An 18996-nucleotide genomic window follows, 5' to 3' on the forward strand; every position below is an offset into this window, starting at 1 on the left:
CGCATTCTATGGCCCCCGGGTGAGTGGGGCAAATACCAATGCCGGGTGGTCGACGGAAAACCTTCAGGGTGATGACCGGTCGGTCAATGGCCACAGCCCGCGCGGCGTCTCGCTCAAGCCGTCTGGCCCCGGAGATTGCGACGCATGAGCGTGCAGTTTTTATGACGTAGAGCAGTTTGGCCCACGCGCTTGCTTGTGTATGCTCCGTCGACGTTTCGGGCTCACCATTATAAGAACACTGCCTATGACCTTCAGCACCGATCTGCTTGGCCCCTCGGCGGCGCCCGCGCAGGTTCTTCGCAAACACTACGCCACGGAGATGGCGGTCGAGCGCACGCGCCTGCTGTATCAAGGCTCGCTGTTGCCGACCCTGTTGATGTTGGTCAATGGCCTGGTCTGCGCCTGGCTGCTCTGGAACCCCAAGCAATACCTGCTGGACAGCATTTGGTTAGTCTGGCTGCTGGCCCTGGTGGCAATGCGCGTGATCCAGGTGGCGGCGTTTGACTCCGCCATGCCCAGCCGCCAGGCCCAGCCCGTATGGCGACGCATGTTCATGCTCGGCTCGGCGGTCAGCGGCCTCACCCTGGCCACCGCTGCCATCGCCTTGGTGCCCGTGGACAGCTTTATGCAGCAGGCCTGGGTGTTCGGCCTGATCGGCGCGGCGACACTGTCGGCAAGCGTGGCGTACGCCGTGAGCCTGCCTGCGTTTTTGTCGTTCGCCTTGCCATGCCTGGTGCCCGCCATCATTTACCTGTTCTGGAGCGGCGACCCACAGCAACGTGGCTGGGGCGTACTCGGCCTGATCCTGCTGGCGTCCTTGAGCCTGGTGGCGTGGCAGGTCAACCGCCTGATCCAGCGCGGGCTGCTGAGGCGCTTCCAGAACCAGGCGCTGATCGAGCACCTGCAACAGGCGCAGCAGCGCAGTGAGCAACTCAACCAGGAGTTGGTGCGCGAAGTCGAACAACGTCGTCAGGTCGAGCAGGAACTGCGCGAAGCCCAGATCGGCCTGCAGGACCGCGTGGCACAGCGCAGTCAGGAGCTGGATGCTGCCAGCCTGGCCCTGAATAAAAGCGAAGCGCGCCTGGCCATGGCCCTGCAGGCCAGTGAATTGGGGCTGTGGGACTGGAACCTGCAAACCGACGAAGTCCACCACACCCAGCTCAAGGAACTGTTCGGCCTGGAGCCGGAGTACGTCACGGCGATGCTCAGCCACCTCAAGCCGCGCCTGCACCCCGAAGACCTGCCGCTGCTCAAGCGCGCCCTGGTGGAACACCTCAAGGGCCGCAGCGAGGATTACCAGGTGGAATACCGCGTGCGCCATGGCGATGGCCACTGGGTATGGATCGAAGACCGTGGTCGCGCCGTGGAGCGTACGCCAGGCGGTCGGGTCACGCGCATGTTGGGTACCCGCCGCGATATCAGCGCCGGCAAGGCGCTGGAAGAGCAGCAGCGTCTGGCCTCGACCGTATTTGAAGCCGCCAGCGAAGGCATTGTGATCCTTGATCCGGACTACAAGCTGATCGCCGTCAACCAGGCCTTCAGCCGAGTCACCGGCTTTGACATCGACGACATGCTGGGTCGCAACGTGGTTGAGCTACCCAGCAGCCGTGACGCCCGTCGCCACTTCCCGGTGATCCGCCAGGCGTTGCTCAGCCATGGCACCTGGCAGGGCGAGTTGGTGGAGACACGCAAGAACGGCGAGCTTTACCCCCAATGGCTGCAGTTGAATGTAGTGCGCGATATTCGCGGAAAAGTCAGTCACATCGTAGGCTTCTTCGCCGATCTCTCGGCGCGGCGTGAGTCCGAAGAGCGCATGCGCTACCTCACTCATTACGATGAATTGACCGGCCTGGCCAACCGCTCGCTGTTCCGCGAACGGCTGCGCGAGGCCCACCAGCGTGTGCGTCAGGGCGGGCGCAGTTTGGCATTGCTGCACATCAACCTGGACCGTTTCAAGCTGCTCAACGACAGCCTGGGCCATGAAGTCGCCGACCAGTTGTTGCAGAAAATGGCGCGTCGCTTGATCAATGCCTTGCCCGAGGCCGACACCATTGCCCGCCTGTCCGGGGATGAGTTTGCCGTGTTGTTCGACGCCTACGGCAACCTGTCGAGCCTGGCGCGCGTCGCTACGCGGCTGCTGGCCAAACTGCGGGTGCCAGTGACGGTGGAAGGGCATGAATTGGTGGTCAGTGCTTCGATGGGCGTCAGCCTGTTGCCGGACAATGCGCGGGAAGTTTCCGCGCTGGTCAGCCAATCCAACATGGCCATGCAGCACGCCAAGCACTTGGGCGGTAATAACTTCCAGTTCTACACCGACAGCCTGCAAGCCAGCACGCTGGAGCGCTTGCAGTTGGAAAATCACCTGCGCAAAGCCATCGAAGAACGCCAGCTTTCAGTGTTCTATCAACCCAAGCTGTGCCTGGCCACTGGCAAGCTGAATGCTGCCGAGGCGTTGATCCGCTGGGAGCATCCGCAGTGGGGTATGGTGCCGCCGGGGGATTTTATCGGCCTGGCCGAAGAGACCGGCCTGATCGTGCCGCTGGGCGAGTTCGTGCTGCGCCAAGCCTGCTGGCAGGCGTGTGAATGGCAGCGTCAAGGGTTGGCGCCGATCCGGGTGTCGGTGAACCTTTCGGTGCATCAACTGCGCCAGGGCAAGCTGGTCAGCCTGGTGCGCCAGGTGCTCGAAGAAACCGGCCTGGACCCGCAATACCTCGAATTGGAGCTGACTGAAAGCCAATTGCTCGACAGCGTTGAACACATCATCGCCACCTTCCAGCAGCTGCGCGACCTTGGGGTAAAGCTGGCGATCGACGACTTCGGCACGGGTTATTCGTCCCTCAGCTACCTCAAGCGCATCCCTGTGGACTACGTGAAGATCGACCAGACCTTTATCCGTGGGCTGGGCCAGGGGCGTGAAGACGCTGCCATCACCCGCGCGATTATCGCCATGGCCCACGGGTTGGCACTCAAGGTGGTGGCCGAAGGCGTGGAAGACCAGCAGCAGTTGGATTTCCTGCGCGGGGAGCGTTGTGACGAAGTGCAGGGCTATTTGATCAGCCGGCCGATGCAGGCCGAAGGGCTGGCGGATTTGTTGCGGGAAAATGCAGATTTTCCTGCGTGACGCCAAGGCCGCCGCTGTGGCTACAACTGCGCCGCCCTTAGATTCAAAGGCGGGCAGGGCGATTTAGTGATGCGTCGGACGGGCAAAACGGCAATTCTTGTAGTATAACTACAAGCTTGCTACATCCTTGGCCCTGCCCATAACAAGAGTCCTGCCCTTTGAACCTGTTGCAACATATCGCCCAGTCGCGCCACCTGTTACGCAAATCGGAACTCAAGGTTGCCGATCACGTGCTGCTTGACCCCGCGGCTGTGATGCACAGTTCCATGGCCGACCTGGCCCACAGCGTGGGCATCAGCGAGCCGACCATCGTGCGCTTCTGCCGCGCCATCGGTTGCTCCGGGTTCCAGGACTTGAAACTCAAGCTGGCGCAAAGCCTGGCCGCTGGCGCCAGCTTCGGCCAATTTGCGATCCATGAAGACGACTCCGTCGCCGACTACAGCCTGAAAATCTTCGACACCACCTTGCACACCCTGATGGAAGTGCGCGAGAAGCTCGACCCGGTGGAGCTGCAAAAGGCCGTGACGGCCATGTCCCAGGCCCAGCGCGTCGAGTTCTATGGCTTTGGTGCCTCCGGCGCGGTGGCTGCCGATGCCCAGCACAAATTCTTCCGCTTGCTGCTCACCGCAGCGGCCTACAGCGACCCGCACATGCAAGCCATGTCGGCGGTAACCTTGAAGCCCACCGACGTCGCCATCTGCATTTCCCAATCGGGGCGTTCCAAAGACCTGCTGATCACCGCCAACCTGGTGCGTGAAAGCGGCGCGTCGCTGATCACCTTGTGCCCGAGCCAGACGCCGTTGGCGGAACTGTCCACGGTCAACCTGGCCATCGATGTGCACGAAGACACCGAGATCTACACGCCGCTGACCTCACGCATTGCCCACCTGGTGGTGATCGACGTGTTGGCGATGGGCGTGGCCATGGCGCGCGGGCCGAGCCTGGTCAACCACCTCAAGAGCGTAAAACGCAGTCTGCGCAGCCTTCGCCTGTCACCGAAATCCGTCAAAGCATTGGATGATTGATCAAACTTTCATCAGTTTGTAATCCCCGCGCCGCCAAACCGTCATCGCCCAGGGCCATCCTGAACTCCCCGTACTCGCATTGGGAGACTCCAAATGGCCCGGCACTACGAAGAAAGCAGCAGCTCCGTCAAAACCCGTCGTCAGCAGGAAGACCAGCGCCGCATGGCGTTCCGTCGCGCAATCGAAGACCGTTGCGAGGAGCGCCAGTTGCTCCAGAGCATCACGGATTACCCGGAACTCCACTGGCAGGCACCCGCGGCTGCCCAGCGAAGCGCTCAGCCAGCGCGCTGATCTGCACCCGCTCGCTGCGGATAAAGCCCAGGAACGCATGGGCCACCGGTGACAGGCGCTTGGCCTTGGCCTGCACCAGGCACCAACTGCGGTACAGCGGCAGCTCTTCCACCGGCAGCTCCTTGAGCCCGCCGGTGGCCAGCTCCATGTTGACCGCGTGACGCGTCAGCAGGGCCACGCCCAACCCCGCGCATACACATTCACGCTGCGCCTCGGCCGAGGCCACTTCCACCGTCTGGGTGAAGTGCACGCGTTTCTCCTTGAAATACTCCTCACAAGCCAGTCGCGTGCCAGAGCCCGGTTCGCGCAGCAGCAGCGTGTAGGGTTCCAGGTCCTGCAGGCGCAGCGGGCCTTGCAGGCTCAGCGGGTGATCGGGTGGCGCCACGGCAACAATCGGGTTGTTGAGGAACGGCAGGAATTCCAGGCCCATGTCCTGGGGCACCATGGACATGATCACCAAGTCGTCACGGTTGTCCGACAGCCGTCGGATCACCTGGGCGCGGTTCACCACGGTGAGGTGCAACTGCACCTCCGGATGCTGGCGCTTGAAGGCCGCAAACAGGTGCGGCACGAAGTATTTGGCGCTGGATTCAATCGCCAGTTTCAGCTGGCCTTGCAGCGAACCCTGCATGTCCGACAACTGCATATCGAGGTTTTCCAGGCGCCCGAAAATATCGCGACTGGCGCGCTGCAAGGCTTCGGCGGCCTCGGTCATGTAGAGCTTTTTGCCGACGTAATCGAACAGCGGCTGGCCGATCAGCTCTTCCAACTGGCGAATTTGTAGGCTCACGGCAGGTTGTGTGAGGGACATTTCCTCGGCAGCGCGGCTGTAGGAGCGCAAGTCACACACTTCGTTGAAGATCTGCAGTTGTCGCAATGTCATACGCATCAATGACTTACGCATTATTTCAATCCTTCCGCCAGCGGCTGTCGGGCCAACTATAAGTCTTTACTTATGCACGACCCAATAATTATTGATTTTTGTTAATCCCTCTGCAGGCTTAGTGTGTGTCTCGCGACTGTCATGAAACATTTGGTCACGCGCCGACCCAGGTCTAGTGGGTCGAAGAACGCAGCAATCGGCTCAAGGGAATTTCCAAGTGATAAAAAAGATCCTGATCGCCAACCGTGGTGAAATTGCCGTACGAATCGTGCGTGCCTGCGCCGAGATGGGCATTCGCTCGGTCGCGGTCTACTCCGACGCCGACCGCCACGCGTTGCACGTCAAACGTGCCGACGAAGCCCACAGCATTGGTGCCGAGCCCCTGGCCGGCTACCTGAACCCGCGCAAGCTGGTGAACCTGGCAGTGGAAACCGGCTGCGATGCGCTGCACCCCGGCTACGGTTTCCTGTCGGAAAACGCCGAGCTGGCGGACATCTGTGCCGAACGTGGGATCAAATTCATTGGTCCGTCGGCCGAAGTCATTCGCCGCATGGGCGACAAGACCGAAGCACGCCGCAGCATGATCAAGGCCGGTGTGCCGGTCACGCCGGGCACTGAAGGCAACGTCGCGGATATCCACGAAGCCCTGACCGAAGGCGACCGCATTGGTTACCCGGTAATGCTCAAGGCCACTTCCGGTGGCGGCGGTCGCGGTATCCGTCGCTGCAACAGCCGTGAAGAACTCGAACAAGCCTTCCCCCGTGTGATTTCCGAGGCCACCAAGGCTTTTGGTTCGGCGGAAGTGTTCCTGGAAAAATGCATCGTCAATCCCAAACACATCGAAGCGCAGATCCTCGGTGACAGCTTTGGCAATGTGGTGCACCTGTTCGAGCGCGATTGCTCGATCCAGCGCCGCAACCAAAAGCTCATCGAAATCGCCCCAAGCCCGCAATTGACTCCTGAGCAGCGCGCCTACATCGGCGACCTGTCGGTACGTGCGGCCAAGGCCGTGGGCTATGAGAACGCCGGCACCGTGGAGTTCTTGCTCGCTGAGGGCGAGGTGTACTTCATGGAGATGAACACCCGGGTGCAGGTGGAACACACCATCACCGAAGAAATCACCGGGATCGACATCGTCCGCGAGCAGATCCGCATCGCCTCCGGCCTGCCGCTGTCGGTGAAACAGGAAGACATCCAGCACCGTGGTTTCGCGTTGCAGTTCCGTATCAACGCCGAAGACCCGAAGAACAACTTCCTGCCCAGCTTCGGCAAGATCACCCGTTACTACGCACCTGGCGGCCCCGGCGTGCGCACCGACACGGCGATCTACACCGGCTACACCATCCCGCCGTTCTACGACTCCATGTGCCTGAAACTGGTGGTGTGGGCGTTGACCTGGGAAGAAGCCATGGACCGTGGCCTGCGTGCCCTGGACGACATGCGCCTGCAAGGCGTGAAGACCACCGCCGCCTACTACCAGGAAATCCTGCGCAACCCGGAATTCCGCAGCGGCCAGTTCAACACCAGCTTCGTTGAAGCCCACCCTGAACTGACCAACTACTCGATCAAGCGCAAACCCGAAGAGCTGGCCCTGGCCATCGCCGCCGCCATCGCCGCCCACGCAGGCCTGTGAGGAATACAACAATGACTAAGAAGATTTTCGTAACCGACACCATCCTGCGCGACGCCCACCAATCGCTGCTCGCCACTCGCATGCGCACCGAGGACATGCTGCCGATCTGCGACAAGCTCGACAAAGTCGGCTACTGGTCCCTGGAAGTCTGGGGCGGCGCGACCTTCGATGCCTGCGTCCGCTTCCTGAAAGAAGACCCGTGGGAGCGCCTGCGCAAACTGCGTGCCGCGTTGCCCAACACGCGCCTGCAGATGCTGCTGCGTGGCCAGAACCTGCTGGGCTACCGCCACTACAGCGACGACGTGGTCAAGGCGTTCGTGGCCAAGGCGGCCGTGAATGGTATCGACGTATTCCGCATCTTCGACGCCATGAACGACGTGCGTAACCTGCGCGTGGCCATCGAAGCGGTGAAAGCCGCTGGCAAACATGCCCAAGGCACCATCGCCTACACCACCAGCCCGGTGCACACCGTCGAGGCCTTCGTGGCCCAGGCCAAGCAGCTGGAAGCCATGGGGTGCGACTCGATCGCGATCAAGGACATGGCTGGCCTGCTGACCCCGTACGCCACCGGCGAACTGGTCAAGGCGCTGAAAGCCGAGCAGACCCTGCCGATCTTTATCCACTCCCACGACACGGCCGGCCTGGCCGCGATGTGCCAGCTCAAGGCCATCGAAAACGGTGCCGACCACATCGACACCGCCATTTCCAGCTTCGCCTGGGGCACCAGCCACCCAGGGACCGAGTCGATGGTCGCCGCCCTTAAAGGCAGCGAATTCGACACCGGCCTGAGCCTGGAACTGCTGCAGGAAATCGGTCTGTACTTCTACGCCGTGCGTAAGAAATACCACCAGTTCGAAAGCGAATTCACCGCCGTCGACACCCGCGTGCAAGTCAACCAGGTGCCGGGCGGGATGATTTCCAACCTGGCCAACCAACTGAAGGAGCAGGGCGCCCTCAACCGCATGGGTGAAGTGCTGGCCGAGATTCCGCGCGTGCGTGAAGACCTGGGTTTCCCGCCGCTGGTGACCCCAACGTCGCAGATCGTTGGCACCCAGGCGTTTTTCAACGTACTGGCCGGCGAGCGCTACAAGACCATCACCAACGAAGTGAAGCTCTACCTGCAAGGCGGCTACGGCAAGGCGCCGGGCACTGTGAACGAGAAGTTGCGTCGCCAGGCCATCGGCAGTGAAGAGGTGATCGACGTCCGCCCGGCTGACCTGCTAAAGCCTGAGATGACCAAGTTGCGCGGTGAAATCGGCGCGTTGGCCAAGTCCGAAGAAGACGTGCTGACCTACGCCATGTTCCCGGACATCGGGCGCAAGTTCCTCGAAGAGCGCGACGCCGGCACCCTGGCGCCGGAAGTGCTGCTGCCCATCCCGGAAGCCGGCGGTGTGGCGCGTGCCGGTGGCGAGGGCGTACCGACCGAGTTCGTCATCGACGTGCACGGTGAAAGCTACCGCGTGGACATCACCGGTGTGGGCGTGAAGGCCGAAGGCAAACGCCACTTCTACCTGTCCATTGATGGCATGCCGGAAGAAGTGGTGTTCGAACCGCTCAACGAGTTTGTCAGCAGCGGCGGTAGCAAGCGCAAGCATGCCACCGAGCCAGGCCATGTGAGCACTGCGATGCCGGGCAATATTGTTGATGTGCTGGTCAAGGAAGGCGACGTGGTCAAGGCCGGTCAGGCCGTATTGATTACCGAAGCCATGAAGATGGAAACCGAAGTGCAGGCAGCGATTGCCGGCAAGGTGACTGCCGTTCACGTGGCCAAGGGCGACCGGGTCAACCCTGGCGAAATCCTGATTGAAATCGAAGGCTGATCAAGCCTTCGACACTACCGCTTAATCCTCGGGGGGGCAGGTGCCCCCCTTTTTTTTCGCCTGGGGTTTATCGGCCGCCGAGGTCGGGTTCAGAACATCACGCGCCATCGCCCCATCAGCCCATGGTTGCGGCTGTGTGTGCCGCTTTCACCGGTGTAGGCCAGGCCGACCGTGTGTTCGTTCGACAATGCCAGATCCAGCCCCGCCTGCAAGTTGAGGCTGTTGCGGTCCAGGGCGGTGCCGTTGATGGTGAAGTCTGTACCGAAGCCCGCCGCAGTGCGAAAGGACTGGCTGACCTGGCTGTCGACGTTGCCATAGAGGTGTTTCCAGTGAGTGCTCACGTAAGGCGTGAGGCTCATCCGGTTATCGAAACGGTACACCGTGGCCAGGCGCAGGCCGAGGGTGCTGTTCAGGTTTTGCTGGGTTTGCGGGCCAACGTTCAGTGCGGTCAGGCCACCCTGTTCCTTGAAACGTTCGCGGTAGTAGCGCTGGTAACCGAGGCCGGCGAAGGGTTCGACGCTGATGTCCCCGTTGCCCAGTTGGTAGCCCCATTCGGAAAACACATTTTGGCTCTGCGCGTCATAGCTGCCTTTGAGCGATTCCTTGTGATTCACGATCTGGACAGTGCGGGTGTTCTGCCCGGCGTGGCTGCTATAGATCGCCCCCAGGCGCATGGACAACGGGCCATCCTGGCGAACGGCGTAACCGCCCAGGTGCCAGCTGTCCAGGTCGGCGGAGAAGCGTTGGGCATCCAGGTCGCTGGTGGATTTAGCGCCCATGACGCCGACACGCCAGGCATGGTCGAGCGCCCAGTCGGCCCCCAGCATCAAGCCCCGGGTGGAATAGTTCAGGCCGGCACTGCCACCCTGTTTGTCCAGGCTGCCTTCGTCGGAAAGGCCCTGCACCCAGAAGTGGCCATCCTCGTCCGTGGGCAGTGTGCGCAGCACCGACAGCAACTGGCCGCTGATCTGCTCGGCGGTGGCTTGGGTCGCCGCCGCGAGGTTGGCGTTCTGGCTGGCGGCCAACTGTTCCAGGGCCATGCCGAACTCGCCAGGTCGTTTGGCAAGCGCAGCGTCAAGCTTCTCCAACGCCTTGATCTGCTGGGAGCTCAACTGGCCGGATTCCAACAAGCGCTTCAGTGCGGGCTCAAGCATCCTGGCAACCTGGCGACCGTTGTCAGTGGTTGCCCGACGCGTGAGGTGGTTGTCCAGAGAAGAGGTTTCAGTGACGGGTGCGTAAAACCAGTAGTCGTAGGGCAGATCCAGTGGGAACTGAAAGGGCATGACGGCATGGGACAGTTGCGCACTGACGACGCCGAGTGCGAGCGTGATAGCGCGTGTGAGTTTCTTGACTGAAAAGGGCATGAATTCCCGGCCTCTGATGAATGAGGTCAGGAATTTAGCGAGGTGGCGGGGTGATAACTGTCAGGCCAGCGACCCTTGGTTTGCGGGAGTTGTCTCTAGTGCGGTGCGATTAAAAACTCCGGGTCAATAGGCATTGGCTGAAAGCATGGATACGCATTTTGATGCGGATTGGGTTCGAGTGTTGTAATGAAACTGCATTGAATTGCAATTTTTTGGCGGTCACAACGCAATTTATGCACTATATTGCGTTTTTGGCGCTTATATATTATCTGAAGGTGCATTAAATTGCGTATGGACGATGCGTACAGGCTTACTCTGCAGATATTCAATGCCGATCGTTGGCAGGACGCAATGACGCTTGAGTTTTCAGAGCCGGATAAAGGTTTCGCAAGCCCCTGCCGTTTCGGCTACGAGTCTGATTACCTGGTTGATCATTTGGACCATATTGACACTGTGTTTGCCAAGGCCGTGAGTGTAAGGGTGCCCTTGAACTGGGCGCAGGAGGCTCCCCGGAACGCCCCGGCCTTTCTTCATGACATCGCACCTGCGGGTGCAGCGAAGCGGTTCCTGGCTAGCCGCTTTGAGATGCTGAGCACTGATAACGTCAGTTCGGATTTGTTTTTGTTAGCGCGAAGCACTCCTGCCCCTATCGGACACATGCGAATCAAGGAGTCACTTCAGGCCCTCAACGACCGTCCACCTATGGGCTTTGAACGACAGGAGGTGATTGATCGCGATAACCGATTTCTGGAGTACGCCTACGAGCAGGGGGCTGCTATTGGGGGAGCGACCGGCGCAGGTGGAGAGGCCCCAAAGCTGTTGTTGACGCAAAGCCACGAAGGCTTGCTTTATCCAGATGCGGTGTTGGGTGATGATCAAGCCAGCCAGCACTGGTTTATAAAGTTTGCTCGTAATCAAGGCCTGCAGATTGACCAAGACATTCTGAGAAGCGAATTTCACTACTACAAAGCGCTGCAGTCATTAGGGATCGAGACCGTTGCAGTCGAGGGCCTGGCGTTGGAGATGGCGACAAAGCCAAGTCTTTGGATGCACCGTTTTGATCGTCATGTCAGTGATCAAGGAGTGGAGCGCTTTGCGGTGGAGTCCATTTATTCTCTGGCAGGTGTAACAAAACCGGGCAGCGCGATGAGCCATCTGGATGTGTTGTTGCAACTGGCAGGTTTGTGGCAGCAGACAGGTCAAGGTGAACAAGTGACCGACTTGGTCGCGGATTATCTTCGTCGCGACTTGCTCAATAAAGTGTTGGGGAATTCCGACAACCATGGCCGGAACACATCGATTATTCGTGGCCCCGATAGCTTGCGTCTGGCCCCCATCTACGACCTCGCACCGATGGTCATGGACCCTGAAGGTGTTACTCGCACGACTAAGTGGCCGCGGCCCCTGGAAGTCGCGGGTGATATTGATTGGCGCGGTGTATGTAATGCGCTCGCACCGGTTATTAACCCCACGGATGCCTTTGAGCGCTTACGCACAGATGCTCAGCGTCTCAGGGCGCTGCCGGATATATTGGTCGACAATGGTTTACCGAAGGTCACCTTGAATCATCCGAGTATTGCCTTACGAAACCTTGATCAGCGTCTGAGAAGTTGGGGCCTCCAATGAGCCTCTCGATGAGTCAGCGCGCGCAAGTGATTGAAAGCATCGAGCAGGGCTTGTCAGACGGTTCTCTCGAAATAGGCGACGCTGTGCGCCGTCTACGCACCGAAGTCACTGGCCTGCACCAAGCCCAGTTCGCCAAGATGTGCAAAATCTCTGTGCGCACGTTGGTGCATATTGAACATGGCGAAGGGAATCAGACGCTTAAGTCACTGAATGCCGTGTTCAGGCCGTTTGGACTGAAGATGGGCGTGGTCAAGGTCCGCCGCTGAGGATCCATGCAGGCGCCGGGCTTGCCCGCGATGGCCGTAGGTAGCTACTCAACTCTGGGTACGGCGCTGGGCCTGTGGCGAGGGAGCTTGCTCACAGCTATCTACCTGTTGCCCCGCGATCCAAATGTGGGAGCTGGCTTGCCGGCGATGCAGACAAATCGCTATCGCGGGCAAGCCCGGCTCCCACATTGTTCAGGGCTGGCTTGCCGGCTCAGCCCCGGCACTGCGCCAGTGATTTCACTTGGCCGTCACCCCGTTGGTTGCCCTCTGACAACCATTCCTCAAACCCGACGCCTACCTTCGGCCATTCCGAGTCGATGATCGAGTACCACGCGGTGTCGCGGTTCTTGCCCTTGACCACGGTGTGCTGGCGGAATACGCCTTCAAAACTGAAACCCAATCGCTCGGCTGCGTATTTGGAGCGGTCGTTGGCGTTGTTGCACTTCCATTCCAGGCGACGGTAGCCCTGTTCGAACGCATGTTTGGCGAGCAGGTAGACGGCCTCGGTGCTTTTCGGTGAGCGCTGCATGGGGGCGCCGAAGGTGACGTGGCCGATTTCGATTCGGCCGTGATCAGGGACGATCGACATCAGGCTGAGGATGCCCTGTACCTGGCCGGTCGCGCGGTCGATCACGCTGAAAAAGTACGGATCGCTGTGGGCTGCGTGGTTGTTCAGCCAATCGTTGAAGACGCTGCGCTCAGGGAAAGGGCCGTAAGGTAGGTAGTCCCAAAGCTTCGGATCGGCACCGGGGCCTTGCAGGGCTTTGAACAGGTCGTCGCCATGGCGGGCCGGGTCGAGTTTTTCCAGGCGGATAAAACGCCCTTCGAGCAGTTGCACCGTGGGGGCCGGGACGCCTTTCCAGTCGGCGAGAGAGGTAGTCATGCTGCGCTCCTTAAAGACCTTTGCGAAATTGGATGAAACCGGGGCGTTCGGCGATGCGTTCGTAGAGTTGGATCGCCGTGGCATTGGTTTCGTGGGTCAGCCAGTGGACCTTGCAGCAGCCGTCGGCCTTGGCGGTAGCGTAGACAAACTCGATCAGCTTGCGGCCGACGCCGGTGCCGCGTTGGGTCGGGACCACCAGCAGGTCCTGCAAGTAGCAGGAGTTCTCGATGCTCCAGTTGGAGCGGTGATAGATGAAGTTGACCATGCCCACAGCCTTGCCGTCCTGCCAGGCCAGGGCCGAGTGGGTTGGCTCTTTGGCGTCGATCAGACGTTGCCAGGTGTTCTGGCTGACGGCGTCCGGCAGCTCGGTGTTGTAGAACGTCAAATACGCTTGCCACAGCGGCAGCCAGGCGGCGTGGTCGGCGGCGGTGACCGGGCGGATGTCGATCTGGCTCATTCTGAAGCTCCTTGGGGAATAAAGCGGGCGAGGGTCTGGTCGCGGACGTCGACGCTGGCGGCGAGGCCTTCGCGAACGCCGGCGATGTCCGCCGCGCTGCGGTTCTGGCTGAGTTTGCGTTTGCCGACCAGGCGTTCGATCGGCAAGGCAAAGCCGACGATGGCCTTGAGCATGCCGTCAATGTAGTCGGCCGGGGCGTCGCTGACCTTCCACGGTTGGGCGCGGCCGCCTTCGTGGCGATCCGTCAGCGCGGTGACCACGCCGAGCAAGCGTTCGGCGTCGCTGAACACGTCAGCCTTGCCGTAGGCATGCACGGCGATGTAATTCCAGGTGGGCACCACTTTGCCGTGCTCGGCCTTGGCCGGGTAAAAGGCCGGGCTGATGTAGGCCTCGGCGCCAGCGAAGATCACCAGCGCTTCGCTGCCAGTTTGCAGGTCGCGCCACTGGGGGTTGGCCTTGGCGAGATGCCCGTAGAGCGTGCCGTTCGGGCCTTCATCGGGATTGAGCAGTAACGGCAGGTGGCTGGCTTGCAGGCCTTGCTCGCCAACGGTCACCAACTGCGCCAGGCGCGTGTGCTGGATCAGTTGCTGCAGTTCGGGCAAATCTTCTAGGGCAAAGGCGCGGGGTGTGTACATGGAAATATTCCTTGGCGAATGCCTGCATCCTAGGCAGGCTAATGGTTCGTTGAAAGAGCCATCTGAACCCCATTTCGTAGGTCCAATATGCCGCCCACTTCGCCGCCGCTGTCATTCAACCCTGCTGGCATTGAGCTTGATCGCCGTCAGGGCCTGACTCGTCAACTGTACGACGCCTTGCGTCAGCGGGTGCTGGACGGGCGGCTGGTCAGTGGCACACGGTTGCCGGCCACCCGTGACTTGGCGGCGGCGTTGTCGATCTCCCGCAACAGTGTGGTGCGTGCCTACGATCAGCTGTATGCGGAGGGGTTTATCGAAAGCCGGGTGGGCGATGGCACTTACGTCGCCCAATTGCCCACCGCAAAAAAACTATCCACAAAAGTATCCACAGGGTTTTCAACAGGCTTATCCCCAGCCTTATCCACAAAATGGGCAAATTTACCGGAGGACCTCGACAACGAAGTTATCCACAGCGCGGGCTTGGCGCGGGTAAAAAACAATCATCTGGCCCTGCCTCCTTCGGGGCCGCCTCGGGCATTTCGCGTGGGCGTACCGGCCTTCGACCTGTTCCCGTTTGAGGTGTGGGCCAAGCTGAACGGGGCGTTCTGGCGCAAGCCGGACCTGGAGCTGCTGTGCTATGGCGACCCGGCGGGTGACGGCCGCCTGCGCGGTTTGATTGCCGCCTACCTGCGCAGCTCGCGGGGCATGCAATGCGCGGCTGAGCAAATAGTGATCACCAGTGGCGCACAACAGGCTATTAGCCTTTGTGCACAGTTGCTGGTGGAACCGGACGATGGGGTCGCGGTGGAAAACCCGGGCTATCGCGCGGCGGGGCATGCGTTTGCCTTGGCGGGTGGACGGTTGCACGGTGTACCGGTGGACAGCGAGGGTATCGATTGCCAAGCATTGAACCGCCTCGACGATTGCCGTGTCGCCTATGTGACACCGTCCCATCAGTACCCCTTGGGCGTGGTGATGAGCCTGGCGCGGCGCCTGGAACTGCTGGCCTGGGCGGAGCGCAAGGGCGGATGGATCATTGAAGATGATTACGACGGCGAGTACCGCTACAGCGGCGCGCCGTTGTCGCCGCTCGCGGCACTGGATCGCAACGGGCGTGTGTTGTACGTCGGCACCTTCGGCAAGGTGGCCTTTCCCGCGTTGCGCCTGGGCTACCTGGTGCTGCCGCCGGGCCTGGTGGATGCCTTCGCCCGGCGCCGGGCCGTCGACATGCGTCATTCCGAAGTCAGCACCCAGGCGGTGATGGCCGAGTTCATGGCCGCCGGGCATTTCCAGCGGCATATCCGGCGTATGCGGCGCGCAGCGTTGAGTCGACGCAATGCCTTGCTGGCCGGATGGCCCGGTGGGATCGAAGGGGTTGGCGAATTACCGAGCGTCGCAGCAGGGCTGCACATGACCGTACGTGTCGATAGCCTGGCGCGCGAGCAGCAATTGCTCGCGCAGGCCCATGCCGTGGGCATCGAAATCAATGGCCTGAGCAGCTACTGGCTGGCGCAACCGGCCCCGCCGGCGGACCAGCGCGCCGGCCTGGTCATGGGCTTCGCTGCCGTGCCAGAAGCCGACATCGCCCAGGCGCTGGCGCGGTTGCGACAGGCCTGGCGCGGCTGATCAGGTCCCCGACTTGATCTTGGTCCACGCCCGTGTCCTGGCCCGTTCCGCATCGCGGCCCAGCGGCTTCAGGGTGTACAGCGTGGCCATCGCCGCTTCGGTCGGGTACAGGTTGGGGTTGTTGCGAATCGCCGGGTCGACTTGCAGGGTGGCGTCCTTGTTCGGGTTAGGGTAACCGACAAAGTCGCTTATCGGCGCAATCACCTGCGGTTGCAGCAGGTAGTTGATGAAGGTGTAGGCGTCCTGCGGATTCTGTGCGCCCTTGGGGATGGCGAGCATGTCAAACCAGATTGGCGCACCTTCTTTGGGCAGGCGCATGTCCACTGTCACACCGTTCTTGGCTTCCTTGGCACGGTTGGCCGCCTGGGAAAAGCTGCCCGAGTAACCGACGGCCACGCAGATGTCGCCATTGGCGATATCGGCCATGTACTTGGACGAGTGGAAGTAGGTGATGTACGGGCGGATTTTCATCAACAGCGCTTCGGCCTTGACGTAATCCTTGGGGTTGCTGCTGTTGGGGTCCAGGCCCAGGTGCTGCAACGCCAGGGGCAGGATTTCCGACGGCGAATCGAGCAACGCCACCCCGCACTGCTTGAGCTTGCTGATGTTCTCTTCCTTGAAGATCAGGTCCCAGCTGTCTACCGGTGCGTTGGGCCCTAGCACTGCCTTGACCTTGTCCGGGTTGAAACCGATCAAGATGGTGCCGTACATGTAGGGCACCGCGAATTTATTGCCGGGGTCGTTGGCTTCGATCAGCTTCATCAGCTTGGGGTCGAGGTGGTTCCAGTTGGGCAACTGGCTGCGGTCCAGGGGCTGGAATACCCCGGCTTCGATCTGCTTGGCCAGGAACACGTTGGACGGCACCACCACGTCATAGCCAGAGTTGCCGGTGAGCAGCTTGGCTTCCAGGGCTTCGTTGGTGTCGAAGATGTCGTAGACCAACTTGATGCTGGGGTTTTGCGCCTTGAAATCTTCCAGGGCCTTGGGGGTGATGTAGTCGAACCAGTTGTAGACCTTGAGGGTTTTTTCGTCGGCCTGTACCGCGCCGCTCAACACAGCGGCGCACAAGGCGAGGGAGGTGAGCATCTTCATCGGGTGGCCCCTTCTAATTCAAAACCTTCGAGAACGTTGACGGCGTTGATGCCGATTTCTTCCACTGCGTACCCGCCTTCCATCACGAACAGGGTCGGCTTGCCGAGGCGCGCGATACGTCGGCCCATGGCCAGGTAATCCGGGCTGTCGAGCTTGAATTGGGAGATCGGGTCGTCCTTGAAGGTGTCCACGCCAAGGGAGATCACAATGACGTCGGCGCCGTAACGTTCGGTTTGCGCGCACGCCGCTTCGAGTGCTGCGCTCCATTGCGCCCAGCCCGAGCCGGCTGGCAGTGGGTAGTTGAAGTTGAAACCTTCTCCGGCGCCTTCGCCCAGCTCATCGGCGTAACCGAGGAAGAACGGAAACTCAGCCTCCGGGTGGCCATGAATCGAGGTGAACAGCACGTCGCTGCGGTCATAGAAGATCGATTGCGTGCCGTTGCCGTGGTGGTAGTCCACGTCGATGATCGCGACCTTTTCATGGCCCTGGTCGAGAAAGGCCTGGGCGGCGATGGCGGCGTTGTTGAGGTAGCAATAACCGCCCATCAAGTCACCGGCAGCGTGATGCCCCGGTGGGCGGCACAGGGCAAATGCGCTGTGGGCGCCTTGCTGGATCGCCTGTTGCGCGGTGAGCGCCACTTGCGCCGCACTGTAGGCTGCCTGCCAGGTGCCAGCGGTGATCGGCGCGCCGCCGTCGAAACTGTAGTAGCCCAATTGCCCATGCAAGCTGGTCGGCAACACCCGGCGCAGGGTGCGGGCCGGCCAGGTGTAGGGCAACAGGTCGCCGTCCTGGCCGAATTCGGTCCAGCGGTCCCAGGCGCCTTTGAAAAAGTCGAGGTAGTCGCGGCTGTGAATGCGTTGCAGCGGCGCCAGGCCGAAATCCTGTGGCGCCTCGACCGGGCCCAGCTCACGGTCCCTGACCCGTTGCAGTACATGGTCGGCGCGGGACGGCATTTCGAAGCAGGGCATCAGTTGCCCGTCCATCAATTCGCAGCGTCCGTGGTGCAGGTGGTGATCGTCCGAGTAGATCGTCAGCATGTGTGGTTCCCCGCAGGCTCTTTGTTGTGCCTTGCAGTGTTGCGGGGTGCGCCCTTCAAGAAAACGGCGGGAGCGGCCAAAAGGGGATAGATATGGCCAAAGGCTGTGACCGCAATTCGCCCCCTGAAGGCGCGCAAAGGCATCAGCGTGGTGCAGCCCTGTTCTTTATCGCCAAGGTACTCAGGCGCGAAACCGCTTTGGCGCGACCCCACTCCAGCGTACGAACGCGTGGCGAAAACTCGCGGTTTCGCTGAACCCCAGCCGTTCGGCGATGCGATAAATCGGCAACTGGTCTTCCGCCAGCCATTGCTTGGCCTGCTCGAAGCGTAGCTCGTCGAGCATTTGCTGGTAGCTGCAACCCAGTGCCTGCAGGTGCCGACGCAGGGTGCGGGGCGAGCAGTTCATCTGTGCGGCCAGGCCGTCGAGGCCTGGCGCGGCGTGCAGTTGTTCGGCCAGCAACTGGCGCACGCGGCTGAGCCAGGCTTGGCGCCCGGTAAACTCGGAGTTCTGTTTGCGGCAGCGTTCGGCCATGGCGCGGTGGGTGATGGGGTCGGCCAGGGGGAGCGGCTGTTGCAGCCACTCCAGGTCGAAGGCAAACCCGTTGGCGCCGGCCTGGAACTGCACTGGGCAGTCAAACCGCTCGGCATAGCGGGCGTGATAGTCCGGCGCCGCGTAGTCAAAGCATGCCTCGCGCAAGGGCAGGGCGCGGCCGAGCAGGTCATCGCAGATGACTTTCATCGACACCAGGCAAAATTCTACATTGAACGCCGCCAGCGCCGGGTTTTCCCGATAGTCGCCGGCGGTCAGCCAGACCTGCTGGCCGTCCTCCACCAGCATGAGCTCGAAAAGTGTTCCCAACAGCGCCGGGTAGCGCAGGGCCAGGCGTAAAGCGTCACCTAAGGTGGCACTGGTGAGCAGGGCATAGCCGAGCAACCCGTAGCAAGACACGTGCATGCGTTGGCCCAGGTCCAGGCCGATATCCTCGCGCAAGGCCACGGCGTTGGCGCATACACGCATTTCCTGGCAGGTGGTGATGCGCGTGTCGGCGTGGCGTAGATCGGCCAGGCCAATGCCGCTACCGGCCAGCAATACATCGTTTGCCAAGCCATGGTCCTGGAAGGTCGCCAGCACCAGTGACACGGCATTGAGGGTGGTCAGGTGTGAATGCAGCATAAGCATGTCGCCAGAGTGTGGGACTGGACGAGCAAATTGCATGCCGTTCACAGGGCGATGAGGG

The 18996-nt window shown here is 61.1% G+C and carries 16 protein-coding genes; 8 read left to right on the forward strand and 8 right to left on the reverse strand.

Annotated features, from left to right (window positions below; translation table 11 throughout):
• Positions 1 to 244: 244 nt before the first annotated feature.
• The 3 genes from AC0IYN_RS10765 (at position 245) to AC0IYN_RS10775 (ending at position 4437) form a co-directional block, all read left to right on the forward strand.
• Positions 245 to 3121: an EAL domain-containing protein gene (locus tag AC0IYN_RS10765; RefSeq protein ID WP_406596236.1), complete on the forward strand. Its 2877-nt coding sequence runs from the start codon at positions 245 to 247 to the stop codon at positions 3119 to 3121.
• A 158-nt stretch (positions 3122 to 3279) separates the two neighbouring features.
• The gene (hexR, locus tag AC0IYN_RS10770) at positions 3280 to 4146 is read left to right on the forward strand and encodes a transcriptional regulator HexR (RefSeq protein ID WP_003177007.1); all 867 of its coding nucleotides are present in this window, start codon (positions 3280 to 3282) and stop codon (positions 4144 to 4146) included.
• A 93-nt stretch (positions 4147 to 4239) separates the two neighbouring features.
• Complete coding sequence (locus AC0IYN_RS10775; RefSeq protein ID WP_078050795.1) at positions 4240 to 4437, forward strand: PA3496 family putative envelope integrity protein; 198 nt, start codon at positions 4240 to 4242, stop codon at positions 4435 to 4437.
• Here AC0IYN_RS10775 and AC0IYN_RS10780 read toward each other — a convergent pair.
• Positions 4367 to 5341 (reverse strand): LysR family transcriptional regulator, encoded by a 975-nt coding sequence (locus tag AC0IYN_RS10780; RefSeq protein ID WP_099493256.1) that lies wholly within the window; start codon positions 5339 to 5341, stop codon positions 4367 to 4369. The genes AC0IYN_RS10775 and AC0IYN_RS10780 overlap by 71 nt on opposite strands.
• A 196-nt stretch (positions 5342 to 5537) precedes the next feature.
• Between AC0IYN_RS10780 and AC0IYN_RS10785 the strand changes: the two genes are divergently transcribed.
• A complete protein-coding gene (locus AC0IYN_RS10785) occupies positions 5538 to 6953 on the forward strand; it encodes an acetyl-CoA carboxylase biotin carboxylase subunit (protein ID WP_016978663.1) in 1416 nt (471 codons plus the stop codon).
• An 11-nt stretch (positions 6954 to 6964) separates the two neighbouring features.
• The gene (gene oadA / locus AC0IYN_RS10790; RefSeq protein WP_078050793.1) at positions 6965 to 8773 is read left to right on the forward strand and encodes a sodium-extruding oxaloacetate decarboxylase subunit alpha; all 1809 of its coding nucleotides are present in this window, start codon (positions 6965 to 6967) and stop codon (positions 8771 to 8773) included.
• An 89-nt stretch (positions 8774 to 8862) separates the two neighbouring features.
• On the opposite strand, the gene AC0IYN_RS10795 is transcribed toward oadA, so the two are convergent.
• The gene (locus tag AC0IYN_RS10795) at positions 8863 to 10137 is read right to left on the reverse strand and encodes an autotransporter outer membrane beta-barrel domain-containing protein (RefSeq protein ID WP_458376125.1); all 1275 of its coding nucleotides are present in this window, start codon (positions 10135 to 10137) and stop codon (positions 8863 to 8865) included.
• 291 nt (positions 10138 to 10428) lie between these two features.
• Here AC0IYN_RS10795 and AC0IYN_RS10800 point away from each other — a divergent pair, with 291 nt between their 5' ends.
• Complete coding sequence (locus tag AC0IYN_RS10800; RefSeq protein WP_471844770.1) at positions 10429 to 11763, forward strand: type II toxin-antitoxin system HipA family toxin; 1335 nt, start codon at positions 10429 to 10431, stop codon at positions 11761 to 11763.
• A gap of 8 nt (positions 11764 to 11771) precedes the next feature.
• Complete coding sequence (locus AC0IYN_RS10805) at positions 11772 to 12029, forward strand: helix-turn-helix domain-containing protein (RefSeq protein ID WP_371857045.1); 258 nt, start codon at positions 11772 to 11774, stop codon at positions 12027 to 12029.
• Positions 12030 to 12240: 211 nt separating this feature from the next.
• Here AC0IYN_RS10805 and AC0IYN_RS10810 read toward each other — a convergent pair whose 3' ends face one another.
• From AC0IYN_RS10810 to AC0IYN_RS10820, 3 genes are read right to left on the reverse strand one after another with little or no spacing between them, the layout of a single operon-like run.
• A complete protein-coding gene (locus AC0IYN_RS10810; RefSeq protein ID WP_471841394.1) occupies positions 12241 to 12912 on the reverse strand; it encodes a GNAT family N-acetyltransferase in 672 nt (223 codons plus the stop codon).
• A gap of 10 nt (positions 12913 to 12922) precedes the next feature.
• Positions 12923 to 13369 (reverse strand): GNAT family N-acetyltransferase, encoded by a 447-nt coding sequence (locus AC0IYN_RS10815; RefSeq protein WP_078050789.1) that lies wholly within the window; start codon positions 13367 to 13369, stop codon positions 12923 to 12925.
• The gene (locus AC0IYN_RS10820) at positions 13366 to 14004 is read right to left on the reverse strand and encodes an FMN-binding negative transcriptional regulator (RefSeq protein WP_406596239.1); all 639 of its coding nucleotides are present in this window, start codon (positions 14002 to 14004) and stop codon (positions 13366 to 13368) included. Before AC0IYN_RS10820 ends, AC0IYN_RS10815 begins: the two co-directional genes overlap by 4 nt.
• Positions 14005 to 14091: 87 nt before the next feature.
• Between AC0IYN_RS10820 and pdxR the strand changes: the two genes are divergently transcribed.
• Complete coding sequence (gene pdxR / locus AC0IYN_RS10825) at positions 14092 to 15630, forward strand: MocR-like pyridoxine biosynthesis transcription factor PdxR (protein ID WP_457238624.1); 1539 nt, start codon at positions 14092 to 14094, stop codon at positions 15628 to 15630.
• Here the strand turns inward: pdxR and AC0IYN_RS10830 are convergent, their stop codons facing one another.
• The 3 genes from AC0IYN_RS10830 to AC0IYN_RS10840 form a co-directional block, all read right to left on the reverse strand.
• Positions 15631 to 16722: a polyamine ABC transporter substrate-binding protein gene (locus AC0IYN_RS10830; protein ID WP_406596241.1), complete on the reverse strand. Its 1092-nt coding sequence runs from the start codon at positions 16720 to 16722 to the stop codon at positions 15631 to 15633.
• Complete coding sequence (locus AC0IYN_RS10835) at positions 16719 to 17759, reverse strand: histone deacetylase family protein (RefSeq protein WP_099493250.1); 1041 nt, start codon at positions 17757 to 17759, stop codon at positions 16719 to 16721. The genes AC0IYN_RS10830 and AC0IYN_RS10835 overlap by 4 nt, the downstream gene beginning before the upstream one ends.
• Positions 17760 to 17939: 180 nt before the next feature.
• The gene (locus tag AC0IYN_RS10840) at positions 17940 to 18932 is read right to left on the reverse strand and encodes an AraC family transcriptional regulator (RefSeq protein WP_406596242.1); all 993 of its coding nucleotides are present in this window, start codon (positions 18930 to 18932) and stop codon (positions 17940 to 17942) included.
• Positions 18933 to 18996 lie beyond the last annotated feature (64 nt).

Source organism: Pseudomonas sp. AC112 (assembly GCF_979253545.1).